The sequence below is a fragment of the Aquabacterium commune genome, assembly GCF_004362855.1.
Classification (GTDB): domain Bacteria; phylum Pseudomonadota; class Gammaproteobacteria; order Burkholderiales; family Burkholderiaceae_C; genus Aquabacterium; species Aquabacterium commune.
Window position 1 is genome coordinate 131,832 of the sequence record NZ_SNXW01000007.1, and the last position, 20,942, is coordinate 152,773.

The 20,942-nt window shown below is 68.3% G+C and carries 18 protein-coding genes; 11 read left to right on the forward strand and 7 right to left on the reverse strand.

Translation table 11 applies throughout. The features are described 5' to 3' along the window. The first annotated feature begins 30 nt into the window (after nucleotides 1-30). The gene (locus EV672_RS12825) at nucleotides 31-759 is read left to right on the forward strand and encodes a TetR/AcrR family transcriptional regulator (protein ID WP_133609839.1); all 729 of its coding nucleotides are present in this window, start codon (nucleotides 31-33) and stop codon (nucleotides 757-759) included. 81 nt (nucleotides 760-840) lie between these two features. On the opposite strand, the gene EV672_RS12830 is transcribed toward EV672_RS12825, so the two are convergent. Then, the gene (locus tag EV672_RS12830) at nucleotides 841-2,151 is read right to left on the reverse strand and encodes a pectin acetylesterase-family hydrolase (RefSeq protein ID WP_133609841.1); all 1,311 of its coding nucleotides are present in this window, start codon (nucleotides 2,149-2,151) and stop codon (nucleotides 841-843) included. Nucleotides 2,152-2,496: 345 nt separating this feature from the next. Here EV672_RS12830 and EV672_RS12835 point away from each other — a divergent pair, with 345 nt between their 5' ends. Continuing rightward, nucleotides 2,497-4,194, forward strand: coding sequence for a peroxidase family protein (locus EV672_RS12835; protein WP_133609843.1), 1,698 nt, complete (start codon nucleotides 2,497-2,499; stop codon nucleotides 4,192-4,194). A 31-nt stretch (nucleotides 4,195-4,225) separates the two neighbouring features. Here the strand turns inward: EV672_RS12835 and EV672_RS12840 are convergent, their stop codons facing one another. After that, nucleotides 4,226-4,840: a helix-turn-helix transcriptional regulator gene (locus tag EV672_RS12840; protein ID WP_166643567.1), complete on the reverse strand. Its 615-nt coding sequence runs from the start codon at nucleotides 4,838-4,840 to the stop codon at nucleotides 4,226-4,228. Nucleotides 4,841-5,166: 326 nt separating this feature from the next. On the opposite strand from EV672_RS12840, the gene EV672_RS12845 reads away from it, so the two are divergent. From EV672_RS12845 to EV672_RS12865, 5 genes are all read left to right on the forward strand, one after another. Beyond that, nucleotides 5,167-5,766: a ferritin-like domain-containing protein gene (locus EV672_RS12845; protein ID WP_133609847.1), complete on the forward strand. Its 600-nt coding sequence runs from the start codon at nucleotides 5,167-5,169 to the stop codon at nucleotides 5,764-5,766. 109 nt (nucleotides 5,767-5,875) lie between these two features. After that, nucleotides 5,876-6,325: a c-type cytochrome gene (locus tag EV672_RS12850; protein WP_133609849.1), complete on the forward strand. Its 450-nt coding sequence runs from the start codon at nucleotides 5,876-5,878 to the stop codon at nucleotides 6,323-6,325. A 59-nt stretch (nucleotides 6,326-6,384) separates the two neighbouring features. Continuing rightward, nucleotides 6,385-7,209 carry a GTP cyclohydrolase FolE2 gene (gene folE2, locus EV672_RS12855; protein WP_133609851.1) on the forward strand — a complete coding sequence of 275 codons (825 nt, stop codon included), beginning with the start codon at nucleotides 6,385-6,387 and terminating at the stop codon, nucleotides 7,207-7,209. Further along, a complete protein-coding gene (locus EV672_RS12860) occupies nucleotides 7,199-8,410 on the forward strand; it encodes a DoxX family membrane protein (protein WP_133609853.1) in 1,212 nt (403 codons plus the stop codon). Before folE2 ends, EV672_RS12860 begins: the two co-directional genes overlap by 11 nt. 138 nt (nucleotides 8,411-8,548) lie before the next feature. Beyond that, entirely contained in the window at nucleotides 8,549-9,994 is a 1,446-nt protein-coding gene (locus EV672_RS12865) for a vanadium-dependent haloperoxidase (RefSeq protein ID WP_133609855.1), read from the forward strand. 37 nt (nucleotides 9,995-10,031) lie between these two features. On the opposite strand, the gene lipA is transcribed toward EV672_RS12865, so the two are convergent. The 4 genes from lipA to EV672_RS12885 all read right to left on the reverse strand — a co-directional run bounded on the left by lipA (nucleotide 10,032) and on the right by EV672_RS12885 (nucleotide 14,363). Continuing rightward, the gene (lipA, locus tag EV672_RS12870) at nucleotides 10,032-11,060 is read right to left on the reverse strand and encodes a lipoyl synthase (protein ID WP_133609857.1); all 1,029 of its coding nucleotides are present in this window, start codon (nucleotides 11,058-11,060) and stop codon (nucleotides 10,032-10,034) included. Nucleotides 11,061-11,144: 84 nt separating this feature from the next. Then, the gene (gene lipB / locus EV672_RS12875) at nucleotides 11,145-11,795 is read right to left on the reverse strand and encodes a lipoyl(octanoyl) transferase LipB (RefSeq protein WP_133610067.1); all 651 of its coding nucleotides are present in this window, start codon (nucleotides 11,793-11,795) and stop codon (nucleotides 11,145-11,147) included. A 93-nt stretch (nucleotides 11,796-11,888) separates the two neighbouring features. Next, on the reverse strand, nucleotides 11,889-13,049 hold the full coding sequence (gene dprA, locus EV672_RS12880) for a DNA-processing protein DprA (protein ID WP_133609859.1): 1,161 nt from the start codon (nucleotides 13,047-13,049) through the stop codon (nucleotides 11,889-11,891). Nucleotides 13,050-13,145: 96 nt separating this feature from the next. After that, nucleotides 13,146-14,363 (reverse strand): LysM peptidoglycan-binding domain-containing protein, encoded by a 1,218-nt coding sequence (locus EV672_RS12885; protein ID WP_133609861.1) that lies wholly within the window; start codon nucleotides 14,361-14,363, stop codon nucleotides 13,146-13,148. Between the two features lie 221 nt (nucleotides 14,364-14,584). Between EV672_RS12885 and def the strand changes: the two genes are divergently transcribed. The 4 genes from def (at nucleotide 14,585) to EV672_RS12905 (ending at nucleotide 20,441) form a co-directional block, all read left to right on the forward strand. Further along, nucleotides 14,585-15,091 (forward strand): peptide deformylase, encoded by a 507-nt coding sequence (def, locus tag EV672_RS12890; RefSeq protein ID WP_133609863.1) that lies wholly within the window; start codon nucleotides 14,585-14,587, stop codon nucleotides 15,089-15,091. A gap of 25 nt (nucleotides 15,092-15,116) precedes the next feature. Next, the gene (fmt, locus tag EV672_RS12895) at nucleotides 15,117-16,079 is read left to right on the forward strand and encodes a methionyl-tRNA formyltransferase (protein WP_133610069.1); all 963 of its coding nucleotides are present in this window, start codon (nucleotides 15,117-15,119) and stop codon (nucleotides 16,077-16,079) included. An 84-nt stretch (nucleotides 16,080-16,163) separates the two neighbouring features. Continuing rightward, a complete protein-coding gene (htpX, locus tag EV672_RS12900) occupies nucleotides 16,164-17,012 on the forward strand; it encodes a zinc metalloprotease HtpX (protein WP_133609865.1) in 849 nt (282 codons plus the stop codon). 165 nt (nucleotides 17,013-17,177) lie between these two features. Next, complete coding sequence (locus EV672_RS12905; protein ID WP_133609867.1) at nucleotides 17,178-20,441, forward strand: bifunctional diguanylate cyclase/phosphodiesterase; 3,264 nt, start codon at nucleotides 17,178-17,180, stop codon at nucleotides 20,439-20,441. On the opposite strand, the gene EV672_RS12910 is transcribed toward EV672_RS12905, so the two are convergent. Continuing rightward, on the reverse strand, nucleotides 20,411-20,932 hold the full coding sequence (locus EV672_RS12910; RefSeq protein WP_243738680.1) for an MSHA biogenesis protein MshP: 522 nt from the start codon (nucleotides 20,930-20,932) through the stop codon (nucleotides 20,411-20,413). The two genes, EV672_RS12905 and EV672_RS12910, sit on opposite strands and share 31 nt — an antisense overlap. Nucleotides 20,933-20,942 lie beyond the last annotated feature (10 nt).

Here is a 20,942-nt window from a genome sequence, read left to right on the forward strand (position 1 = left end):
CAACGGTCAATTTCAAAATGGTATTTGACAATGACCGTTTCCAAAAACCGGGTTAACCCTGAGCCGCCATCCAACCCGGGGAGCCCCGGGCGGCGCTACGGCGGGGTGGACTCCGACGAGCGCCAGCGCCAGCGCCACCAACGCCTGATCGAAGCCGGCCTGGCCGTTTTCGGAGAGCACGGCTACCACCAGTCCACCGTGCGCGACGTCTGCAAGCAGGCGCAACTGACCTCGCGCTACTTCTACGAATCCTTCGACAGCATGGAAGCCCTCTTCCGCGCGGTCTATCAAGACACCAACCGGCGCCTGATGCAGGCCACCATCATGTCGCTGGCGGCCTGCCAGCCCGACCCCGAAAAGCTCGCCGAAGCCGCGCTGCGCACCTTCCTGGAGTTCATCCGCGAAGACCCCCACCGCGCCCGCGTGGCCCTGATCGACGCCCTCAACGTCGGCGAGACCATGAACGTGCTGGCCGACAAGGCCTCGCAAGACTTCGCCCACCTCATCGCCGGCTTCATGCGCCAGATGTTCCCGCACCTCGAAGAGGCCGGACTGGACTTCCAGATCCTGGGCAACGGCCTGGTGGGCGCCAACACCCGCATCGCCACGCAGTGGGTGGCCGAGCGCTGCAAGACGCCGCTCGAAGACGTGCTGCGCAATGTGCTGATGCTGTTCAAAGCCAGCATCGCCTACGCCCGCGAGCAGGAAGCCGCGCTGGTGCAGCCCCTGAAGCAGCCCCGCAGGGCCTCGGCGGCCTGAGCCAACAGGCGGCAAAGCCTGCCCCCAAAGCACAACGCCCCGCAGCCTGCCGGCCCGGGGCGTTGTCATGTCAGCCAGGCCTCAGAGGAAGAAGCCTTCGAACAGGGCCACCAGCCACTGGATCGGGTTGACCGACAGCACACGCTTGTGATCGCCGACCTGGTCGTACTCGATGGCGCGCATCACAGGCCGGGTGTCGTCGATCAGGTTGTTGTAGAAGTCAGCCACCGACTTGATGCCCTGCTCTTCGATGCCCGTGCCGGTGAAGTCCATGATCGCCATCGTGTGTGACTTCAGGAAAGGCCGCCAGGTGGGCAGGTAAAAGCCGGTGTTGCTGTTGGCCGTGCGCAGCTGGCTGACCCAGTTGTTGAGGTCGCGACGCCACAGGTTGTTCAGCGCTGTGTCCTTGGCACTGCCGCTGAGTGCGGCGATCTCGGGGTAGAAGCTCGTGTACGAGAAGGCCGAGAAAATGCCGTCTTCCTGGAAGGTCATGAAACCGAAGCGGTCCTGGGGGAAAACCTTGGACAGGCCCGTGTTCAGGGTGGACAGGTCGGACACGTCACCCGCCTGCGGGAAGCGCGAGATCAACTCCGTGGCCACGCCGTCTGGGCGGTCCACGCCCCACAGCGAGCGCACCTTGTTCTGCAGCGGCAGCGAGGGGTACTGCTCGGCCGTGCCGCTCTGCGGTGCCGGGAACAGCGGGCCGGAGTCGGCCGCCATGGCGGACTTCACCGGGTTGGTGGCCAGGCGCAGCACGCCGTAGTTGGCCGTGGCGCCCACACCACCGGCGGATGAGCCCGACACCAGCAGGTGCTCCGGCCTGGGCAAGTTGGCCGCCATCCAGTCCCCCAGCGCCTTGGCGTTCTTGTAGCCGCGGTGGTAGTAGGTCAGCGGCTGGCTGGGGTCGCTGTCCTTGTAGATCTGGACGCTGGCGCCGGTGTGGACGTCGCCGGTGCAGTAAGGCACATAGACGAGGTTCCAGTCCTGCGTGTAGATCTTGCCCAGCAGCGGCGTGCGCGTGATGAGCGGCGTGGACAAACCGAAGGCCGCCAGGTTGAGCTGGCTGAAGTAGTTCTCGGACACGCCGTTGGGGTTGGAGGCCACCTCGGTCAGCTTGCCCTTGCCCAGGCAACCCTTCTGGTTCCAGCAGGCACCGCCGCCCTCGAAGTACACCAGCGTTTTGCTGGTCTTGGGCGTGCGGTTGACGAAAACGCGGGCCGGCGTGCCATTGCCACACGAGGCCCCCGAGGCGGCCGGCAGCGTCACCGGGGTCCACTTGTAGTACTCGACGGCGGCTTGGGCCAGCGTGGGTGCGCCCCAGGCCAGGGCCATGACCAGGGCCCAAGGGGCGCCCTGGGCCAGCACTGCGGGGCGACGGTTCAGTTTCAGCATGGACGGGCTCCTTGGAAGGTCGGCTGCGGCGCCCGCAGGCACCCGGTGGCCCACAACAGGGGCTTGCCGCGCATGGTGCCAACCGCAAGCCGTTCAACGCATCAAGACATGCCCTGACAGGGAACTCCCGCCGCTCATCCGCGCGTCGGGTCTGTCTGGGTCATGAAACACGACGCCGCCCTGACGCCTGACAAGCTAGGGAGAACAGGGGCCGCCTCCCTAGTCTGAACTTTGACGGCGTCCGAAAACACCCATAGCATCACGCTGCTTTGGCAAGTTGAATATGAAAAAAGTGCACATACTGTGCCGAACTTGCCTGGCGATCACACAACCTCAGGAAGCCCCATGACACGCAAACCGACGATCGCGCCCTTGCTCGCAGCCACGCTGACCCTCGCGCTGGCCCAAGCTGCACAGGCCCAAACCCTGGACGCCACCAGCACCAGCACCGGCACCACGGCCACCACCATCGACAGCAGCAGCACCCTGCAATCGGTGTCGATCGACCCCAACGTCGCCGCCCTGCGCCAGGCCACCAACACCTTCTCCCGCATGTTCCGCAACCTGCCGCCCTTCGCGCTGCAGTCGGACAGCGTGCGCACGGCCATGAAGCAACTGGGCGCCGCCGGCGGCGTGCTGGATGCCAAGGACGTGCTGACCGACCCCATCCAGTCGATCACCAACCCGGCGGTGTTCAGCCCCAACAACGCCGACAACCCGAACATGACGGCCGGCGTGACCTTCTTCGGTCAGTTCCTGGACCACGACATCACGCTGGACAAGAACTCGCCGCTGAACCAGAACGCATCACCCAGCCGCACCATCAACTTCCGCACCGCCGCCTTTGACCTCGACTCGGTCTATGGCAACGGCCCGGCAGGCTCGCCCGAGCTCTACCAGACCGTCAACGGTCGCATCAAGTTCAAGCTGGAGCGCATCCCCGGCGCAGAGGCTGTGTCGCGCAATGGCGCACCGCGCTATGACCTGCCCCGCAAGGCCGACGGCGCCGCCATCGTGGCGGAAGGCCGCAACGACGAGAACGTCATCCTCTCGCAGTTCCAGGTCGCCATGCTGCGCTTCCACAACGCGGTCACCGACCACCTGGCAAGCCAGCCAGGCAACGCGGGTGCCAAGCCGGCCGCCCTGTTCGCCGCGGCCCGTCGCTACGTCACCTGGCACTACCAGTGGATCGTCGTCAACGAGTTCCTGCCGCAGACCATTGGCCAGGACCGCGTGAACAACATCCTCACGAACGGCACGCGCTTTTTCAACGCACAGGACCCGGCCAACCAGTACTTGGCAGCCGACGGCAGCCGCAACATCCTGCTGCCCATCGAGTTCTCGGTGGCCGCCTACCGCTTCGGCCACAGCCAGGTGCGTCCCAGCTACCGCCTGAATTTCGGCCCCACCGGTGGTGCACCTTTCTTCGCCTTCATCTTCGACGACAACCTGGACCCGACCGACCCGGATCCCGCCGACCTGCGTGGCGCCAAGCGCGCACCCCGTCGCTTCGTGGACTGGCAGACCTTCTTCAACTTCGGCGACGGCAACTTCCGCCCGAACAAGCGCATCGACAGCCACCTGTCCACACCGCTGATGATCCTGCCCGGCGCGAAGGCACCGTCGCCTGGCCTGCCGGCCGACGGCCTGCAATCGCTGGCCTCGCGCAACCTGGTGCGCCACGTGAACTTTGGTCTGCCTTCGGGCCAGGCCATCGCCACCCGCATGGGCGTGACCGCGCTGACCCCGGCCGAGCTGCCTGAACTGGCCAGCTACGTGGTGGACGGCGGCGTGCGACTGGACCAGTCCACCCCGCTGTGGTATTACATCCTCAAAGAAGCCGAGGTCAAGGAAAGCGGTCTGCGCATGGGCGATGTCGGCGGCAACATCGTGGGCGAGGTCTTCGTGGGCCTGCTGAAAGCGGACCCGGCCTCCTACCTCTCGGTGCGCCCGGGCTGGAAGCCCACCCTGCCGTCCGCCACGCCCGGCACCTTCAAGCTCACCGACCTGCTGAAGTTCGCTGGCGCCGTGCCCCCGCTGTGACCTGAAGCCAAGCTCCCTCCCGAGCCGCGGATCAAGCCTGGGGCTTGGGGGGGCTCAGGCGGAACCGGCACACGTTGCCGTTCTTGGCCATGCATTCCTGGTGGTCGATCTGGCGGTCCGTGAACGCGGACATCAGCGCCAGATCGAACTCGCAAACCTCCGGGTGCTTGATGGCCAGGGCATGGAAGACGCAGTTGTCGGCCTCGATCAGGGCGGCGCCCTGGGTGTCACGGCCAGCCCGCGCGACATAGCCCAGTTCGTCCATCAAGGTGGCCAGGACTTCGGAGCGCTCCACATTGGGGCCCAACTCGTGGGCGTGCTGGGCGGCCAGTTGCAAACCGATCTTGCGACCGAGCGCAGCCAGTTGGGCCGACACCCCCGTGGCGCCCGCCTGCTCGACCAGCGTCGTCACCAAGAGCTCGGCGAACCAGGAGTAGTGGCGCGGAAAGCACTCGTGGCCCTTGTCGGTCAGCACGTACAGCTGCTTGGGACGCCCGCCCGTGGCGCAGGTTTCACCGCGCTTGAGCAGGCGTTCGTTTTCGAGCGCGGCCAGGTGCTGGCGCACGGCATTGCGGCTGATGCCGAGCTGTTCGGCGATGTCGTCGGCCGTCAGGCCCACCTTGTTTTTGAGCAACAGGACGAGCAAGTCCTTTTGCCGGGATCCAAGCATTTCGAGCATGGGAGAGCGTCACGACGACAGGGGCAGACATCCGCGACGGCCAACAGGCGACCGTGACGGGACTGGGCGCACAACCCCAAGCGCACGGACTTCACACCAGGGGCGCTTTCATTGTAATGATGCGCATCAAATCACTATAAACACTTTTTCATTGTTTATGTGTTTAAATAACTCCCGCAGCCGCACATGGCCCGATGCCGACGCAGCTGAGGGCGCCACCCCAAGGCGCTGCCCCCGTGTCCCGACCGCCTCAACGCGGTCTTCCTTTGAAGCCCCATCCAGGAGTGAAAGTCATGCACAACATCATCCAATCCCCCCTCCAGTTCCTGCAAACCACCCCGAGCCGCCGCGGCTTCCTGCGCGGCACCTCGGTCGCCACCCTGTCGGCCGGCGCCGTGCTGCTGCTGTCCGGTCAGGAAGCCTCGGCCGCCTCGCATGGCGACATGGCCAACGACGCCGGCATCCTCAACGTCGCCCTGGGCCTGGAGCACCAGGGCATCGCCGCCTACACCCTGGGCGCCAAGAGCGGCCTGCTGCAAAAGGGCGTGCTGGACGTGGCCGTGAAGTTCCAGGACGACCACAAAATCCACCGCGACCTGCTGGCTGCCGCCATCACCAAGCTGGGCGGCAAGCCCGTGGCCGAGAAGTCGCTGGACGACTACGCCAAGGCCCTGAACGCCGGCTCGCTCAAGAGCCAGGAAGACGTGCTCAAGCTGGCCCTGTCGCTGGAACTGGGCGCCACCAACGCCTACCTGAGCGTCATCCCCTCGTTCAAGGACAGCGCCCTGGCCAAGGTCGCCGGTCGCCTGGCCGCCGACGAAACCGCCCACTGGGCCTTCCTGAACCAGGCCCTGGGCATGCCCCTGCCCAAGGCCATGGTGTTCGGCGCTTGATGCCCTGATGCACTCGCATTCATGAGGTGAGGAGCCGCACGTGGGGGCGCGCCTGTGCGCAGGCCGTCCCCACCTCTGCGGCCGCCACCTGCCTTGCGGAAAGCCCACCATGCAGCGACACCCTTCTTCCTTCGCGCACCGCGCCACCCCGCCCAGCATCGGCCGGGCCCTGGCCTGCCTGACCCTGACTTGCCTGACATGGCTCGGCACCGCGCATGCCGCCCCACCCAAAGGCGACGCCAGCCGCGGCCAGACGCTCTACGGCCAGCAGTGCATGGCCTGCCATGCCGCTGACATCAGCCTGGCCGGGCCGCTCCACCGCGGCGTGGTCGGACGCCCATCCGCCAGCGTGCCGGACTACCCCTACAGCCCGGCCCTGCAGCGGCTCAAGCTGACCTGGACCGAGCGCACGCTGGACACCTGGCTGCGCGACCCCAACCGCATGGCGCCTGGCAACCGCATGGGCTTTGCCGTGTCCAGCGCCCAGGACCGCCTGGACCTCATCGCCTACCTCAAGACCCTCCAGCCGCAGGCCGCCACCGGCAGCAGCAAGCCCTGACAGCGTCATCCCCCCGAGCACTCTGCGAGCCCTCACCGAACTCACCCTCGAGACCCACCATGAACGCACCCGAACTCCTGCCCCTGATCGACATCCAATCCCAGATCGACACCCGCCAGTTGCCCATCCAGGCGGTCGGGGTCAAGGGGGTGCGCTACCCGGTGCGCCTGCGGGCGGGCCATGCAAATCACATCGGCCAGGGTCGCAGCACCGACACCGTGGGCCACTGGACGATGTCCGTCGGTCTGGCCGCCACGGTCAAGGGCACGCACATGTCGCGCTTCATCGAGCTGCTCGAAGCGCCGCGCGACGCGCTCGACCTGCCCGGCTTCGCCGCCATGGCCCGCGAGATGCTGCAGCGGCTCGGCGCCGACAGCGGCCGCATCAGCGTGCAGTTCCCCTATTTCCTGCGCAAGGCGGCGCCGGTGTCTGGCGTCGAGAGCCTGCTCGACATCGACGCCACCTGGGCCTGCCACATCCCCACCCAGGGCGCCGAGCCCGAGCTGTCCATGACGCTGACCGTGGCCGCCACCAGCCTGTGCCCTTGCTCCAAGGAGATCTCGGCCTATGGCGCACACAACCAGCGCTCGCACATCACCCTGAACGTGCAGCTGCGCCAGGCGATGTCCATCGAGGAACTGGCCCGCGTGGCCGAGGACAGCGCCTCCTGCGCCGTGTACGGCCTGCTCAAACGCGTCGATGAAAAGCACGTCACCGAACGCGCCTATGACAACCCCAAATTCGTCGAAGACCTGGTGCGCGACGTCGCGCTCGCGCTGGCGGCCGAGCCCCGCGTGAAGGCCTACGAGGTCGAGGTCGAGAACTTCGAATCCATCCACAACCATTCTGCATTCGCAACCATCGGAGGACACCGTGACGATTGACTTGCACAGGGGGCGCTCGGCCCTGCCCTTGACGGCCACCGGCCTGATCGCCGCCTGCCCCACCGGCGCCCAGGCCCACGTGAAATGGTTTTCCAACGTGGTGAATTGCGCCAACACCCCGCTGCCGCCCTGGAGTGTGATCGGCACCCCCCTGTTCATCGCCCTGCTCGTCGGCGCGGTGCTCGCGCTGCTGGGCGTGTTCACGGTCGAGCGCCGCGTGCTGCCGCGCTTCGAAACCCTGCACCAGGTCCACGCCGACTGGAAGCAGCGCTTCAACCGCAGCGCCGCCTGGCTGCTGCGCATCGGCGTGTGCGTGTACTTCCTTTCGCTGTTCACCCAGGACAGCGCTGCCCGCATGGTGTTGACCCCCGAGCTCAAGGCCGCGGGCGCATGGGTGGGCATCGTCCAGCTGCTCATTGCCACCCTGGTGCTGTGGAAGCGCACCGTGCCCCTGGCCGTGCTGGGCATGCTGTCGCTCTACGCCTATGGCGTGTGGGCTGCCGGCTGGTTCCACATGCTGGATTACGTTTATTTCCTCGGTGCCGCCGCCTTCCTGTGGCTGGACGCGACGCGCGGCGCCTCGCAACACTACGTCGCCTTCACGCTGCTGCGCGTGTCGGCCGGCTTCAGCTTCATGTGGGTCAGCATCGAGAAATGGCTGTACCCGCAATGGACCTACGACATCCTCGACCACGAGCTGAGCATGGTCACGATGGGCCTGGACAAGGCCTTCTTCGTGAGCTCGGCCGGCATGGTGGAGTTCTGCCTGGCGCTGCTGCTCGTGCTCGGACGCCTGTCGTCACAGGTGGCCTCACTGATCCTGCTGGTGCTGATGGTGGCGGCCGTGCCCCTGGTGGGCCTGATCGACGCCATCGGGCACGCACCGCTGATGATCGTGCTGTTCATCTTCTCGGCCAGCCAGAACCGCATCGGCTACCGCACCGAAGCGGCCCGCAAAGGCGCCGACCTGGGCCATGTGCTGACCTTCGCGCTGGCGGTGCCGGGCTTCATGGGCCTGTACGTGCTGACCCACGCGCTGGCCTACCCTGCAGCCGGCGAGCTGTGGACCGGGCGCACCTTGCTGGGCCTGGCCATGACGCTGCCCTTGCTGTGGCGCTTGGTGCGGACCTCGCCCCAGCTGTTCCCGGTGCGCCGCCGCAGCTGGCGTGACCTGGGTGGGATGACCGCGCAGGCGGGTTGAGGCGATGGGCTGAAGCGATGGCTTGAAGCAATGGGTTGAGGCGGCATGCGGGCCGCAAACCCATGAGCGAGTTAGGGATGTCCAAACCGCCGGCAGGCACGAATGATGCGCACTTTCCAACCAGAGAGAGCATCCTTCGTGAACCTGATCGTCGCATGGAACAACGTCGCCCTGGAGGCCATCCGGGCCCTGGGCAAACTGCCCTTCACCAGCCGTGACCGCGAGCGCGGCGGCCCGCCGCAGGTCGCGCGCTCGCTGGGCGTCATCTACACCACGGTGTACGACGCCTGGGCCGCTTACGACGATGTGGCCAAGCCGCTGCACAGCGGCACGCCACGCCGTCCGGCCGCCCAGCGCACCGACGCCAACCGCCGCAAGGCCGTGAGCCAGGCGGCTTACCGCGCCCTGATCGACCAATTCCCCCCCGTCATCTACCCAGAACCGTTCCGCACGGCCTACACGGCCCTGCTGAACGACCACCTGCTGGCCGAGGGACTCACCCCCGGTGACACCAACACCAACGCCAACAACCCTGTGGGCGTGGCCAACCTGGCCGCCAACGCCGTGCTGGCCTTTCGCCACGCAGACCACGCCAACCAGGCCAACCTGTACGCCGACAACAGCAGCCCGGCCTACGCCACGGTCAACCCACCGATGGTCGCTGCCCTGCCTGCGCCCCACGACAGCACGCCGCACGCCGGACGCTGGCAGGCGTTGAGCTACCTGACCCTGGACCACGAGCTCAAGACGCCCCGCTTCATCGCGCCGCACTGGGGCGGTGTGGCGCCCTTCGCCATGGCCAACGGCCAGCAATTCCGCCCGGTGACGCCGCCGCAGCACCCGCTGTCGCAAGGCTTCCTGGACCAGGCGCGGTACGTGATGGACGTGCAGGTGCGCCTGACGGCCGAGCAGAAGGTCACGGCCGAGTACTGGGCCGATGGCCCCAAGTCGGAGCTGCCGCCCGGCCACTGGACGGAATTCGCCGCCTTCGTGGCCGAGCGCCCGGCCCTCACCGGCTTGCCGCAAAGCGGTGCGCTCGACCTCGGCCAGACGGTGCGGCTGTACTTCGCGCTGGCCAACGCCATCCTGGACGCCAGCATCGCCACCTGGGATGCGAAGCGCCATTTCGACTACGTGCGCCCCGTCACGGCCATCCGCCACCTGTTCCGCGGCAAGCGCGTGCAAGGCTGGGCGGGCCCGGGCCGTGGTGTGCAGGACATCGCCGGCGAGGCCTGGCTCCCGTTCCAGGTGCCGACCTTCCCCACCCCGCCGTTCTCGGAGTTCACCTCGGGCCACAGCGCCTTTTCGATGGCCGCGGCCACCGTGCTGCGCCAGTTCACCGGCAGCGACCGCTTCGGCTTCTTCTACGCGCAGACCGAAGCCCTGAAGGCCGATCCGAGCGAGGACGTGGGCGGCATCATCCTGTCGTGGCCCACCTTCACGGCGGCCGCACGCGAGGCGGGAGAGTCGCGCCTGTACGGCGGCATCCACTTCTACGAGGGCAATGTGGTGGGCCTGGACATCGGCGAGAAGTGCGGCAACGCGGCTTTCGCCAAGGCCCAGGGGCTGTGGACGGGCGCCTGAGCCGCGTCCTCATCCACCCGTCAACGCCCCCGTCGGCTCACACCACGCCGGCTTGCATCGCTTGCTGGTCGGCGTGGTAGCTGGAGCGCACCATCGCACCCACGGCCGCGTGCGTGAAGCCCATCTTCACGGCCTCGGCCTCGAACATCTTGAAGGTGTCCGGGTGCACGTAGCGCTTGACCGGCAGGTGGTGCCCCGAGGGCGCCAGGTACTGGCCGATGGTGATCATGTCGATGTGGTGTTCGCGCATGTCGCGCATCACCTGCAGCACTTCCTCATCGGTCTCGCCCAGGCCGACCATGATGCCGCTCTTGGTCGGCACGTCGGGGTGCAGGGCCTTGAACTTCTTGAGCAGGTTCAGGCTGAACTGGTAGTCGGAGCCCGGGCGCGCTTCCTTGTAGAGGCGCGGCGCGGTTTCCAGGTTGTGGTTCATCACGTCGGGCGGCGCGGCCTTCAGGATCTCCAGGGCGCGCTCGTCGCGGCCGCGGAAATCGGGCACCAGGATCTCGATGCGCGTGGCGGGCGATTGCGCGCGCACCTGCTGGATGCACTCGACGAAGTGGCCGGCACCGCCGTCGCGCAGGTCGTCGCGGTCCACCGAGGTGATCACCACGTACTTGAGCTTGAGCGCCGCGATCGTTTTGGCCAGGTTGGCCGGCTCGTTCACATCGAGCGGATCCGGGCGGCCGTGGCCGACGTCGCAAAACGGGCAGCGGCGCGTGCACTTGTCGCCCATGATCATGAAGGTGGCCGTGCCGTGGCCGAAGCACTCGCCGATGTTCGGGCAGGAGGCTTCCTCGCAGACCGTGTGCAGCTTGTGCTCGCGCAGGATGTTCTTGATCTCGTAGAAGCGCGTGCTGGGCGATCCGGCCTTGACGCGGATCCAGTCGGGCTTCTTCAGCACTTCACCGGCCGGCACGATCTTGATGGGGATGCGCGCGGTCTTGGCTTCGGCTTTCTGCTTGGCAGACGGGTTGTAAGCGGCGGCCTGGGGCGCTGCGGAACCGGCTTGTGGCTGGCTGGCGGGCACGTCGGCCTGATCTCGGGAGGGGGTGGACTCGGACATCCCGTCACTTTAGCCCATCGGGCTGGGCCCTGGCGTGCGGATGGCCACATCCACCCACCGCTGGCTCGGTGCTCGGCGATGGTTTCAGGGCGCCAGGAAGCTGTCGAGGTGCTGGACCAGGCGGCCCGCGGCTTCGTCCCACGACACCGGCACGCCCAGGCTGGCGAGGTCCACCGTGTTCAGGCCGTTGTAGCCGCAGGGGTTGATGCGGCCGTAGGGGGCGAGGTCCATGGCCACGTTGAGCGCCACCCCGTGGTAAGTGCAGTGCCGCGAGACCTTGATGCCCAAAGCGGCGACCTTGCCCAGGCCGCGGAAGGGGGCGGCGGGGTCGGTCGGCCCGGTGAGCGCGGCGTGGGCGAAGGGGTCGTCCAGGCGCACGTAGATGCCGGGGGCGCCCGCCACGCGGTGGCCGGTGACGCCCAAATCCTGCAGCGTGCGCAGCACGGCCTGCTCGACGCGATAGACGTACTCTTTGACGAAGTAGCCGCGGCGCTGGAGGTCCAGCAGCGGGTAGGCCACGACCTGGCCCGGGCCGTGGTAGGTCACCTGGCCACCGCGGTTGGTCTGCACCACGGGGATGTGGTCGGGCCCGGGCGGATTGAACAGCAGGTGCTCGGCCTTGCCGGCCAGGCCCTGGGTGAAGACGGGCGGGTGCTGGCACACCCAGATCTCATCGGGCGTGTCCTCGCTGGGCTTCGCGGTGCGCTGCTCGGTGAAGGCCTGCATGGCGGCCATCGTCGGCTCGTAGGGCGCCAGGCCCAGGTTCAGTGTCTTCGTCACGCAGCGATTGTGCAGCAGACCCGTGCAGCAGACCCGTGCAGCAGTTCTTCAGGCCCGGCCGACGCGCTGGAACAGCTGTCCCGGCAGGCGGGCGACCTCGCCCAGGAGTTCGAGCTCCAGCAGGCGCACGCCGAGCTCGGCCGGCCCCATGCCGGTGCGCGCCGAGAGCGCCTCCTGGCTGACCGGGTCGAAGCCAAGGGCGGTGAGGACAGGATCGGCGTGACCTGGCGCATCGGCATCGGCGAACACCGCATCGGCCGCATCGGCCGCATCGCCCGCCTCGGCTGGGTGGCGCACAACAGCGACGTCCAGGCGCAGCTCTTCCATCACGTCTTGCGCGGTCTCCACCAGCTTGGCGCCCTGCTTGATGAGGGCGTGGCAGCCGCGGGCCTGGGGCGCGTGGATGGAGCCGGGGATGGCCAGCACCTCCCGACCCATTTCTGCGGCGAGGCGGGCGGTGATGAGCGAGCCCGATTGCACCGCGGCCTCCACCACCAGGGTGCCGCGCGACAGGGCCGCGACGATGCGGTTGCGCTTGGGGAAATTGGCGCGCAGCGCGGGGGTGTCGAGCAGGAACTCGCTGAGCAAGAGGCCGTGCTGTCCAATGCGGCGCGCCAGCGCGGTGTGGCCCTTGGGGTAGATCTGCAGCAAACCCGTGCCCAGGACGGCGATGGTGCTGCCGCCGTCACGTCCGCCTTCTGCCACGGCGGCCAGGCCCCCTTCATGCGCCGCCGCGTCGATGCCACGCGCCAGGCCGGACACGACCGTCACGCCCGCCTGGCTCAACACCTCGGCAAAGGCCCGGGCGTTTTCCTCTCCTTGCGTGGTGGCGTGGCGGCTGCCCACGATGGCCACGGCCGGTGTCTGCAGCAAGCGCAAATCGCCCTCGGCGAACAGCAGCAAGGGCGGGTCGGCCGCCTCCAGCAGCGCGGCCGGGTAGCGCGGGTCGGCCAGCGTCAGGATGGTGCGCTCGGCGAGGGCCTCGCCCTGCCACCAGTCCCAGCTGAGGTCCAGCTGCTCGGCCAGGCCCTCGGGCGGGGTGGACAGGGAGGCGATGTCACGCGACAGCACCGCCCGCCGCGCCGAGGGGCTGGCATCGAACACCGCCTGGGGCGAGCCGAAGGCCGCCAGCAGCTTGCGCGCGCTCAGTGGCCCGACACCGGGCGTCATCAGCAGGCGCAGCCAGGCGCTCAGTTCAAGGCGGTCCATCGGGCAAGTGCATCTGGCAGGTCCATCGGACACACCGGGGCCAACGCCGCGGTCGCCTCCGGCGATCTCCGGGATCGGTCCTGGGTCAGGGCTGGGTCAGGGCTGGGTGAAACGGTCGCCCGCCTTGACCGGCTCTTTCACGTTGAGGATCAGCGCGTAGGACATGCGGTCGAACACGCGGAACACCAGCAGCAGGCCATGGCGCTCATCGGGCAACTTGATCGTGGGCTTGTCGGCCAGGGTCATGTCGCGGATGGTGCGGCCGTCGCGCCAGAGGGCCAGGATGGCACCGCGGTCCAGGCCATCTCGGCTGCCACGGTTGAGCGCGACGATCTGGTTCTGGCCGGCGCTGAGCGCATCGCCGTAAATGGAGACCAACTGCCCCGCGACGTCCTGGCGCGGTGCGTGCGGCGCCATGTTGTTGAAGTCGCGCGGGGGCACGGGGGCCAGGCGGTCACCCACCGCGGCTTCCTGGCGGATGCTGTTGACGGTGAAGGTGGACGGCACGACCAGCGGCTGGCCATCGGCACCCGTGCCTTCGGCGCCTTCACGCACCAGGGCCAGCGTGCCCACGAACTGGGCTTCGTAGCCGAGCACCTCGCGGGTGGCCGGGTCGCGCAGGGGCTTGGGCTCGCGGAACAGGCGCCAGTCGCGGCGGCCGCCCAGCTCTCCGCGCACATAGGCGGTTTCGCCGCGCGATAGCAGCACGCGGCCTTCTTGCGTGGCCACCAGGCGCGGGGCCTTGAGCAGCTCGTCGCTGCTGTCGAAGATGACGGCCTCGTTGAAGAAGGGCTCCAGCAGGTGGAGGGGCACCGTGGCGATGGCATCGTCGAGGTTGCCCTCGCGCACGCGCGGCGACAGCCTGGCGTTGCCGCTGCTGTCGCTCAGGACCTGGCCCACGCGCAGGCGGGCGCGGCCGTTGCTCTTGTCGAGGTAGAGCATCTGGCCGGGGAAGATCAGGTGCGGGTTGCGGATTTGCTGCAGGTTCATGCCCCACAGCTCGGGCCAGCGCCAGGGCGACTTCAGGAAGAGGCCCGACACGCCCCAGAGGGTGTCGCCGCGCTTGACGGTGTGGCTGTCGGGCGCGTTGGGCGAGAGTTCGGACAGCGGCACGCCGGCTTCGGCCACCTGCTGGGCGGTGCTGCGCTGCTGCGGGGAGATGGGGAAGTTGGGCTCGGCACGGGCCGACGATGCCAAGGTGGCCACCAGCAACCCGCTCACGGCGGCGGCCACGGCAGCGGCGCTTCGGGCAGGCGCGCGCAGGTCAGGACGCGAGGGGGTGTGCGCAGCTTGGGGCAGCGATCGCTGGGTCATCAACACGGTCTCCAATGAACAGCAGGTGCACGGACGCGCCAGACACGGCAAAATCCAGGCAATGATCAAATGATTCTGCCCGCAAACGTTGACCCGTCGCAATCAGTATTGCGCGGTGTTACGACGGGTGATGTCCCCTTCGGCGCGCCTGCCGTTGTGCGGGTTCCACAATCATCGACCGCCCTCCAGCCCCTTTCTGCCTGACCTGGCACCGACCCGACATGGCCCTGCTGCCCATCCTCCGCTACCCCGACCCCCGCCTGCACACCGTCGCCAAACCGGTGGCCGAGGTGAACGACCGCATCCGCCAGCTCGTCGATGACATGCTGGCCACCATGTACGAGGCCAAGGGCGTGGGCCTGGCCGCCACCCAGGTCGATGTGCACGAGCGCGTGGTCGTCATCGACACCAGCGAGGAGCGCAACGATGCGCGCGTGCTGATCAACCCGGAAATCATCGCGGCCAGCGACGAGATGATCGTCTGGGAAGAAGGCTGCCTGTCGGTGCCCACCATCTACGACAAGGTGGACCGCCACGCCCGCGTGCGGGTGCGCGCGCTGAACCGCGACGGCCAGCCTTACGAGTTCGATGCCGACGAGCTGCTGGCCGTGTGCGTGCAGCACGAGCTGGACCACCTGCTGGGCAAGGTCTTCGTGGAATACCTCTCGCCGCTCAAGCGCAACCGCATCAAGACCAAGATGGTCAAGCGCGGCAAGGACGAGGCCTGAGCGCCGCCCCATGAGTGCAACCGCCCTGCGCGTGGCCTTTGCCGGCACGCCCGAATTCGCCGCCGTGGCGCTGGACGCCATCCTGGCGGCCGGCCACACCGTGCCCCTGGTGCTGACCCAGCCCGACCGCCCCGCCGGGCGCGGCATGAAGCTGCAGGCCTCGCCGGTCAAGCAGCTGGCGCAGCAGCACGGCATCGCCGTGGCACAGCCGCACAGCCTCAGGCTCGATGGCAAGTACCCCGATGAAGCGGCCGCCGCGCGCGAGGCGCTGCAGGCGGCGCACGCCGATGTGATGGTGGTGGCCGCTTACGGCCTGATCCTGCCGCAATGGACACTGAGCCTGCCCCGCCAGGGCTGCCTGAACATCCACGGCTCCCTGCTGCCGCGCTGGCGCGGGGCCGCGCCCATCCACCGCGCCATCGAGGCCGGTGACGCCGAAACCGGCATCACCATCATGCAGATGGACGCGGGCCTGGACACGGGCGACATGCTGCTGATCACGCGGGAAGCCATCGGCGCGGACGACACCACGGCCGCGCTGCACGACCGCCTGGCCGCGCTCGGTGGCCGCTGCATCGTCCAGGCGCTGGCCCAGGCTGCCGCGGGCACGCTGCAGGCCACGCCCCAACCGGCCGAGGGCGTGAACTACGCCCACAAGATCGAGAAGGCCGAAGCGGCCATCGACTGGCACCTGCCCGCCACCGAGATCGAGCGCCGCGTGCGCGCCTTCGACCCCTTCCCCGGCACGACCTTCACGGTGCACACCGCCCCCGGCAAGGACAAGGACGAGGTGGTCAAGCTCTGGCGCGCCAGCGTGGTGCCGGCCAGCGGCCAGCCCGGCGAAGTGCTGCGCGCCGAGGGCGACACCCTGGTGGTGGCCTGCGGCGAACAGGCGCTGGCCTTGCACACGCTGCAACGACCGGGGGGCAAGCGGGTGGCTGCACGTGAATTTCTGCAAAGCTGCACCCTGCCGGCCTCATTGGCTTGAAACGCGGTCGATGCGCCGCACATGTGCATCTGCCACCATGGGGTGGTGTGCCCTCACACTTGACGGGTCAGGAGGCCCGATGACATGTTCAACCTGATGAAAACCGCCGTCCTGATGGCGGCGATCACCGCCCTGTTCATGGCCATTGGCGGCATGGTCGGCGGTCGCACCGGCATGATGCTCGCGCTGGTCGTGGCCGTGGGCATGAACTTCTTCAGCTACTGGTTCTCGGACCAGATGGTGCTGAAGATGTACAACGCCCGCGAGGTGGACGAAACCACCGCGCCGCGCTTCTACGCCATGGTGCGCGAGCTGGCCCAGCGCGCCGAGTTGCCCATGCCCAAGGTCTATCTGATCGACGAGGCCGCGCCCAACGCCTTCGCCACCGGGCGCGACCCCGAGCACGCCGCCGTGGCCGCGACCACCGGCATCCTCAACGTGCTGACCGAACGCGAACTGCGCGGCGTGATGGCGCACGAACTGGCCCACGTCAAGCACCGCGACATCCTCATCAGCACCGTCAGCGCGACCATGGCCGGTGCCATCTCGATGCTGGCGAACTTCGCCGTGTTCTTCGGTGGCCGCGACTCGGAAGGCCGTCCGGCCAACCCGCTGGCCGGCATCGCCGTGGCCATCCTGGCACCGCTGGCCGCCAGCCTGATCCAGATGGCCATCAGCCGCGCGCGCGAGTTCGAAGCCGACCGCGGTGGCGCCGAAATTTCGGGCGACCCGGCCGCCCTGGCCAGCGCGCTCGACAAGATCCACCGCTACGCCCAGGGCATCCCCCTGGGCCCGGCAGAGGCCCACCCCGAGACGGCGCAGATGATGATCATGAACCCGCTGTCGGCCGGTGGCATCAAGGGCCTGTTCTCGACGCACCCGGCCACCGAGGAGCGCGTCGCGCGCCTGATGGCCATGGCCCGCGGGCAGTGAGCCACCCCGTGTGGCCGTGACCTAACGCACGAACCGGGGCCCACTTTCGCGCAAGAGGGTGCCTGCCGCGACACGCAGGCATCAAGACCGACCGCCCCCCCGCCGATACCCGAGGACGCGCCTTGCCACGCCGTGCGGCTGGGCGCCCCTTGTCCGAGGATCGGGATGCAGTCGGAATTTCAAGAAACCCAACAAGAATCGCTGCGCTGGAAGCAGGCTTCGTGGCTGATGCTGCTGGCCGGGCTGCTGCTCAGCGGTCTGGGCTGGTGGTACGCCGGACAACGCCTCCAGCGGGACGCAGACGCCGCTTTCGCGGCCGACGCGCGCGAGCTCGCCCTGCACCTCGACCAGTTGGTGGACCACCACCTGGACGTGCTGGTGAGCTTCCAGTCGATGTTTGCGGTCAACGGGCAGGTGTCGCGCAAGACCTTCCACGAGCACTACCGCAACCTGCATGCCGAGAGCGAGTACCCGGCGCTGCTGGCCGTGCAGTACGCCCCGCTGCTCAAGCACAGCGAGAAAGCCGCCTTCGAGGCGCAGATGCGCAACGACCGCAGCGTCGCACCCGAGGGCTACCCGGATTTCCGTGTCCACCCCGCCGGGGAGCGCGCCGACTACATGCCCATCGCGTACCTGGAGCCGATGGCGCGCAACCGCAGCGCCTTCGGCTACGACCCGGCCCAGAGCGTCGTGCACCGCGAGCTGATGGAAAAGGCCCGAGACAGCGGTGCCATGCAGGTGTCGCCCCCCATCCAGCTGATCCAGGGCGGCAAAGACCCGCTGGGCCTGGTGGTGCGGCTGCCGGTGTACCGCCACGGCGATCGCCCCGAGACCGTGGCGGGCCGCCGCGCGGCCTTCCAGGGCCTGGTCAGCGGTGCCATCCGCATGAGTGACATGGTGGCCCAGGCCGACAACGGCGCGGCGTGGCAGCACCTGCACCTGCGCATCGACGACCCCGCGGCAGACACCCCGACGCTGTTCGACAGCGCACGCCTGCCCAAGGCCTTGCGCCCCGTGGCCGACAGCGACCCCAGCGATGTGCAGGTCCACACGCTGGAGGTGGCCGGGCGCCACTGGCGGCTGCAGTTCACGCGCGCCCCCGTGCAAGCCCTGGCCCAGGCCTACCCGCTGGCACTCTTGCTGGGTGGCGGCGGCTTCACCCTGGCCATCTGCCTGATGATGCGCAGTGCCGCAGGTCGGCATGCGCGCGCCGCCGAGATGGCGCAACGCATGAGCAAGCAGGCGCGCGACAGCGAGCAGCGCCTGCGCTCGGTGGTGGACCACACCGTGGACGGCATCCTGACGGTGGCGCCCTCGGGCCGCATCCTCAGCGCCAACCAGGCCGTGTGCCGCATGTTCGGGCACAGCGAATCGGCCATCGTGGGCCAGCACCTCAAGCTGCTGCTGCCGGAGGCGGGCTCACAGGAAGCGGGCATGCGCGTCGAGGGCTTCCTGCAGACGCAGCGCGTGGGCATGGACGGCCTGGGCCGCCACACCGAAGGCCTGCGCGCCGGTGGCCAGCGCTTCCCGCTGGAGCTGTCCATCAGCACGATGTCGCTGAACGGCGTGCGTCAGTACATCGGCGTGGTGCGCGACCTCAGCGCCCAGCAAGCGGCCGAGCACGCCGTGATGGAGGCACACCGCCAGCTCAACGAGGTCGATGAGATGCGCCGCGTGATCGTGCACAACGCGCCCTACGCCATCTTCGTGCTCAGCCAGCACGGCATCGTGCAGACGGTCAACCCCGCGGGCGAGCACCTGCTGGGCTACAAGGCCCACCAGCTGGTCGGGCGTTTCTCCATCGAACGCTTTTTCGATGAACAACAGGTGGCCGAGCGCGCGCGCCTGCTGACCATGCGCCTGGGCCAGGCGGTGCAGACCCTGGACGTGCTCAACCACGTGGCCCAGGCCTCGCCGGGGCTGGCCGCGGAATGGACGCTGGTGCGCCAGGACGGCTCCAGCCTGCTGGCCGAGCTGCTCATCACGGAAATGAACAGCGAGTACGGCACGCAAAGTGGCTACCTGGTGATGGCCCACGACGTGACCTCGCGCCGCGAGGCCGAGAACCAGGTCCAGCACATGGCCTTGCACGATGCGCTGACCGGCCTGCCCAACCGCAACATGCTGCAAGAGCAGCTCAAGCACAGCCTGGTGGCGGCCGAGCGCGAAGGCCACTTCATGGCCATGATGTTCCTGGACCTGGACCGCTTCAAGAAGATCAACGACAGCCTGGGCCATCACCTCGGCGACGCCGTGCTCATCGAAGTGGCACGCCGCCTGCGCCAGGCCATGCGCACCTCGGACACCGTGGCCCGCCTGGGTGGCGACGAATTCGTGGTGCTGCTGCCCTGCATCACCGCCATCGAGGACGGCGAGCGCGTGGCCCAGAAAGTGATGGAGCAGTTCGCCGAGCCGCTGCGCCTGGACGGCCACGAGCTGCGCGTGACGCCCAGCATCGGGCTGGCCCTCTACCCGCAGCACGGCAGCGACGCCGTCACGCTGATGCGCCATGCCGACCTGGCCATGTACCAGGCCAAGAGCCGTGGCCGCAACCGCGTGCAGGTGTTCAGCGACAAGATGGTCAGCGTCACGCCCGACACGCTGCTGCTGGAAAACGACCTCTACAAGGCGCTGGAGCGCGACGAGCTGCGCCTGCACTTCCAGCCGCAGTTCGACTGCCGCAGTGGCCGCATCACCGGCGCCGAAGCCCTGCTGCGCTGGGATCATGGCGGCCGCCTGATCCCCCCCTCGGACTTCATCCCGCTGGCCGAAGAAACCGGCCTGATCGTGCCCATGGGCGAGTGGGTGCTCCAGCGCGCCTGCACCATGGCCCAGCAGTGGCGTGAGCTCAGCGGCTGGCCCCTGCGCATCGCGGTGAACCTGTCGGCGCTGCAGCTCGACCAGCCCGACCTGATCGACACCGTGGCGCGCACCCTGGCCGAGACCGGCCTGCCTGCCACCGCGCTGGAGCTGGAGATCACCGAGAGCGTGGTGGTGCGTGAATCGCTGCGCGCCGCCGATGTGCTGATGCAGCTGCGTGCACTCGGCGTGGGCATCGCCATCGACGACTTCGGCGTGGGCTATTCCAGCTTCGCCTACCTGCGCGAGTTGCCGGTGGACCGCTTCAAGCTCGACCGCAGCTTCCTGAGCGCCGTGCCGCAATCCGGTGGCGACAGCCGCCTGGTGGCCGCGCTGATCGCCATGGGCCACCGCCTGGAAGTGGGCATCGTGGCCGAGGGCGTCGAGACCCAGGCGCAGGCCGACTTCCTGAAAGCCCACGGTTGCGACGAAGCCCAGGGCTACCACCTGGGCCGACCCATGAAGGAAGAAGCTTTCGAGGCCTTGCTGATGGCGCACAGCAGCGAAGTGGCGCAGGACAACGCCGCGCCGGGCGACGCTCAGCGCGCGTCCACCGCCTGCACTTCCTGACGCCGCTCGACGTAGCCGGGGCCAGCCACCGAGCCGGCGTCCGGACAGGTGTTGGCCGCGCCATTGCAGGCCACGGCCGTGAGCGTGTAGAGGCGGATGGTCTGCGGCGTGCCCGACACCGACTCGCCCTCGCTGTAGTCGGTCGAGGCGCAGCTCACGGTGACGCGAAAGCCTGTGTCGGCGCGCAGGTCCAGGGTCTGAGCCGCGCCGCAACTGGTTTTCCAGCCAGACTTGAGCGCCTGGTAGAGGCCCCACTGCACGCCCGCCTGCGCCGCCTGGGCCGCGCGCGAGGCACCGATGTCTTGCGCGCTGCCCATTTGCTGCGTCCAGTTCAACCGCACGATGGCCGCCGCCAAGGTGGCCAGCAAGACCAGCACGATCATGGCCGCGACCGCACCGAAGCCCCTGGCTGAAGTGCGACCGCAGCCCATCGCACGGCGCCACGCACGCGGCGGGCGCGGGCTGTGCAGATCGTGGACGGGCATGGCCATGGCGAGGAAC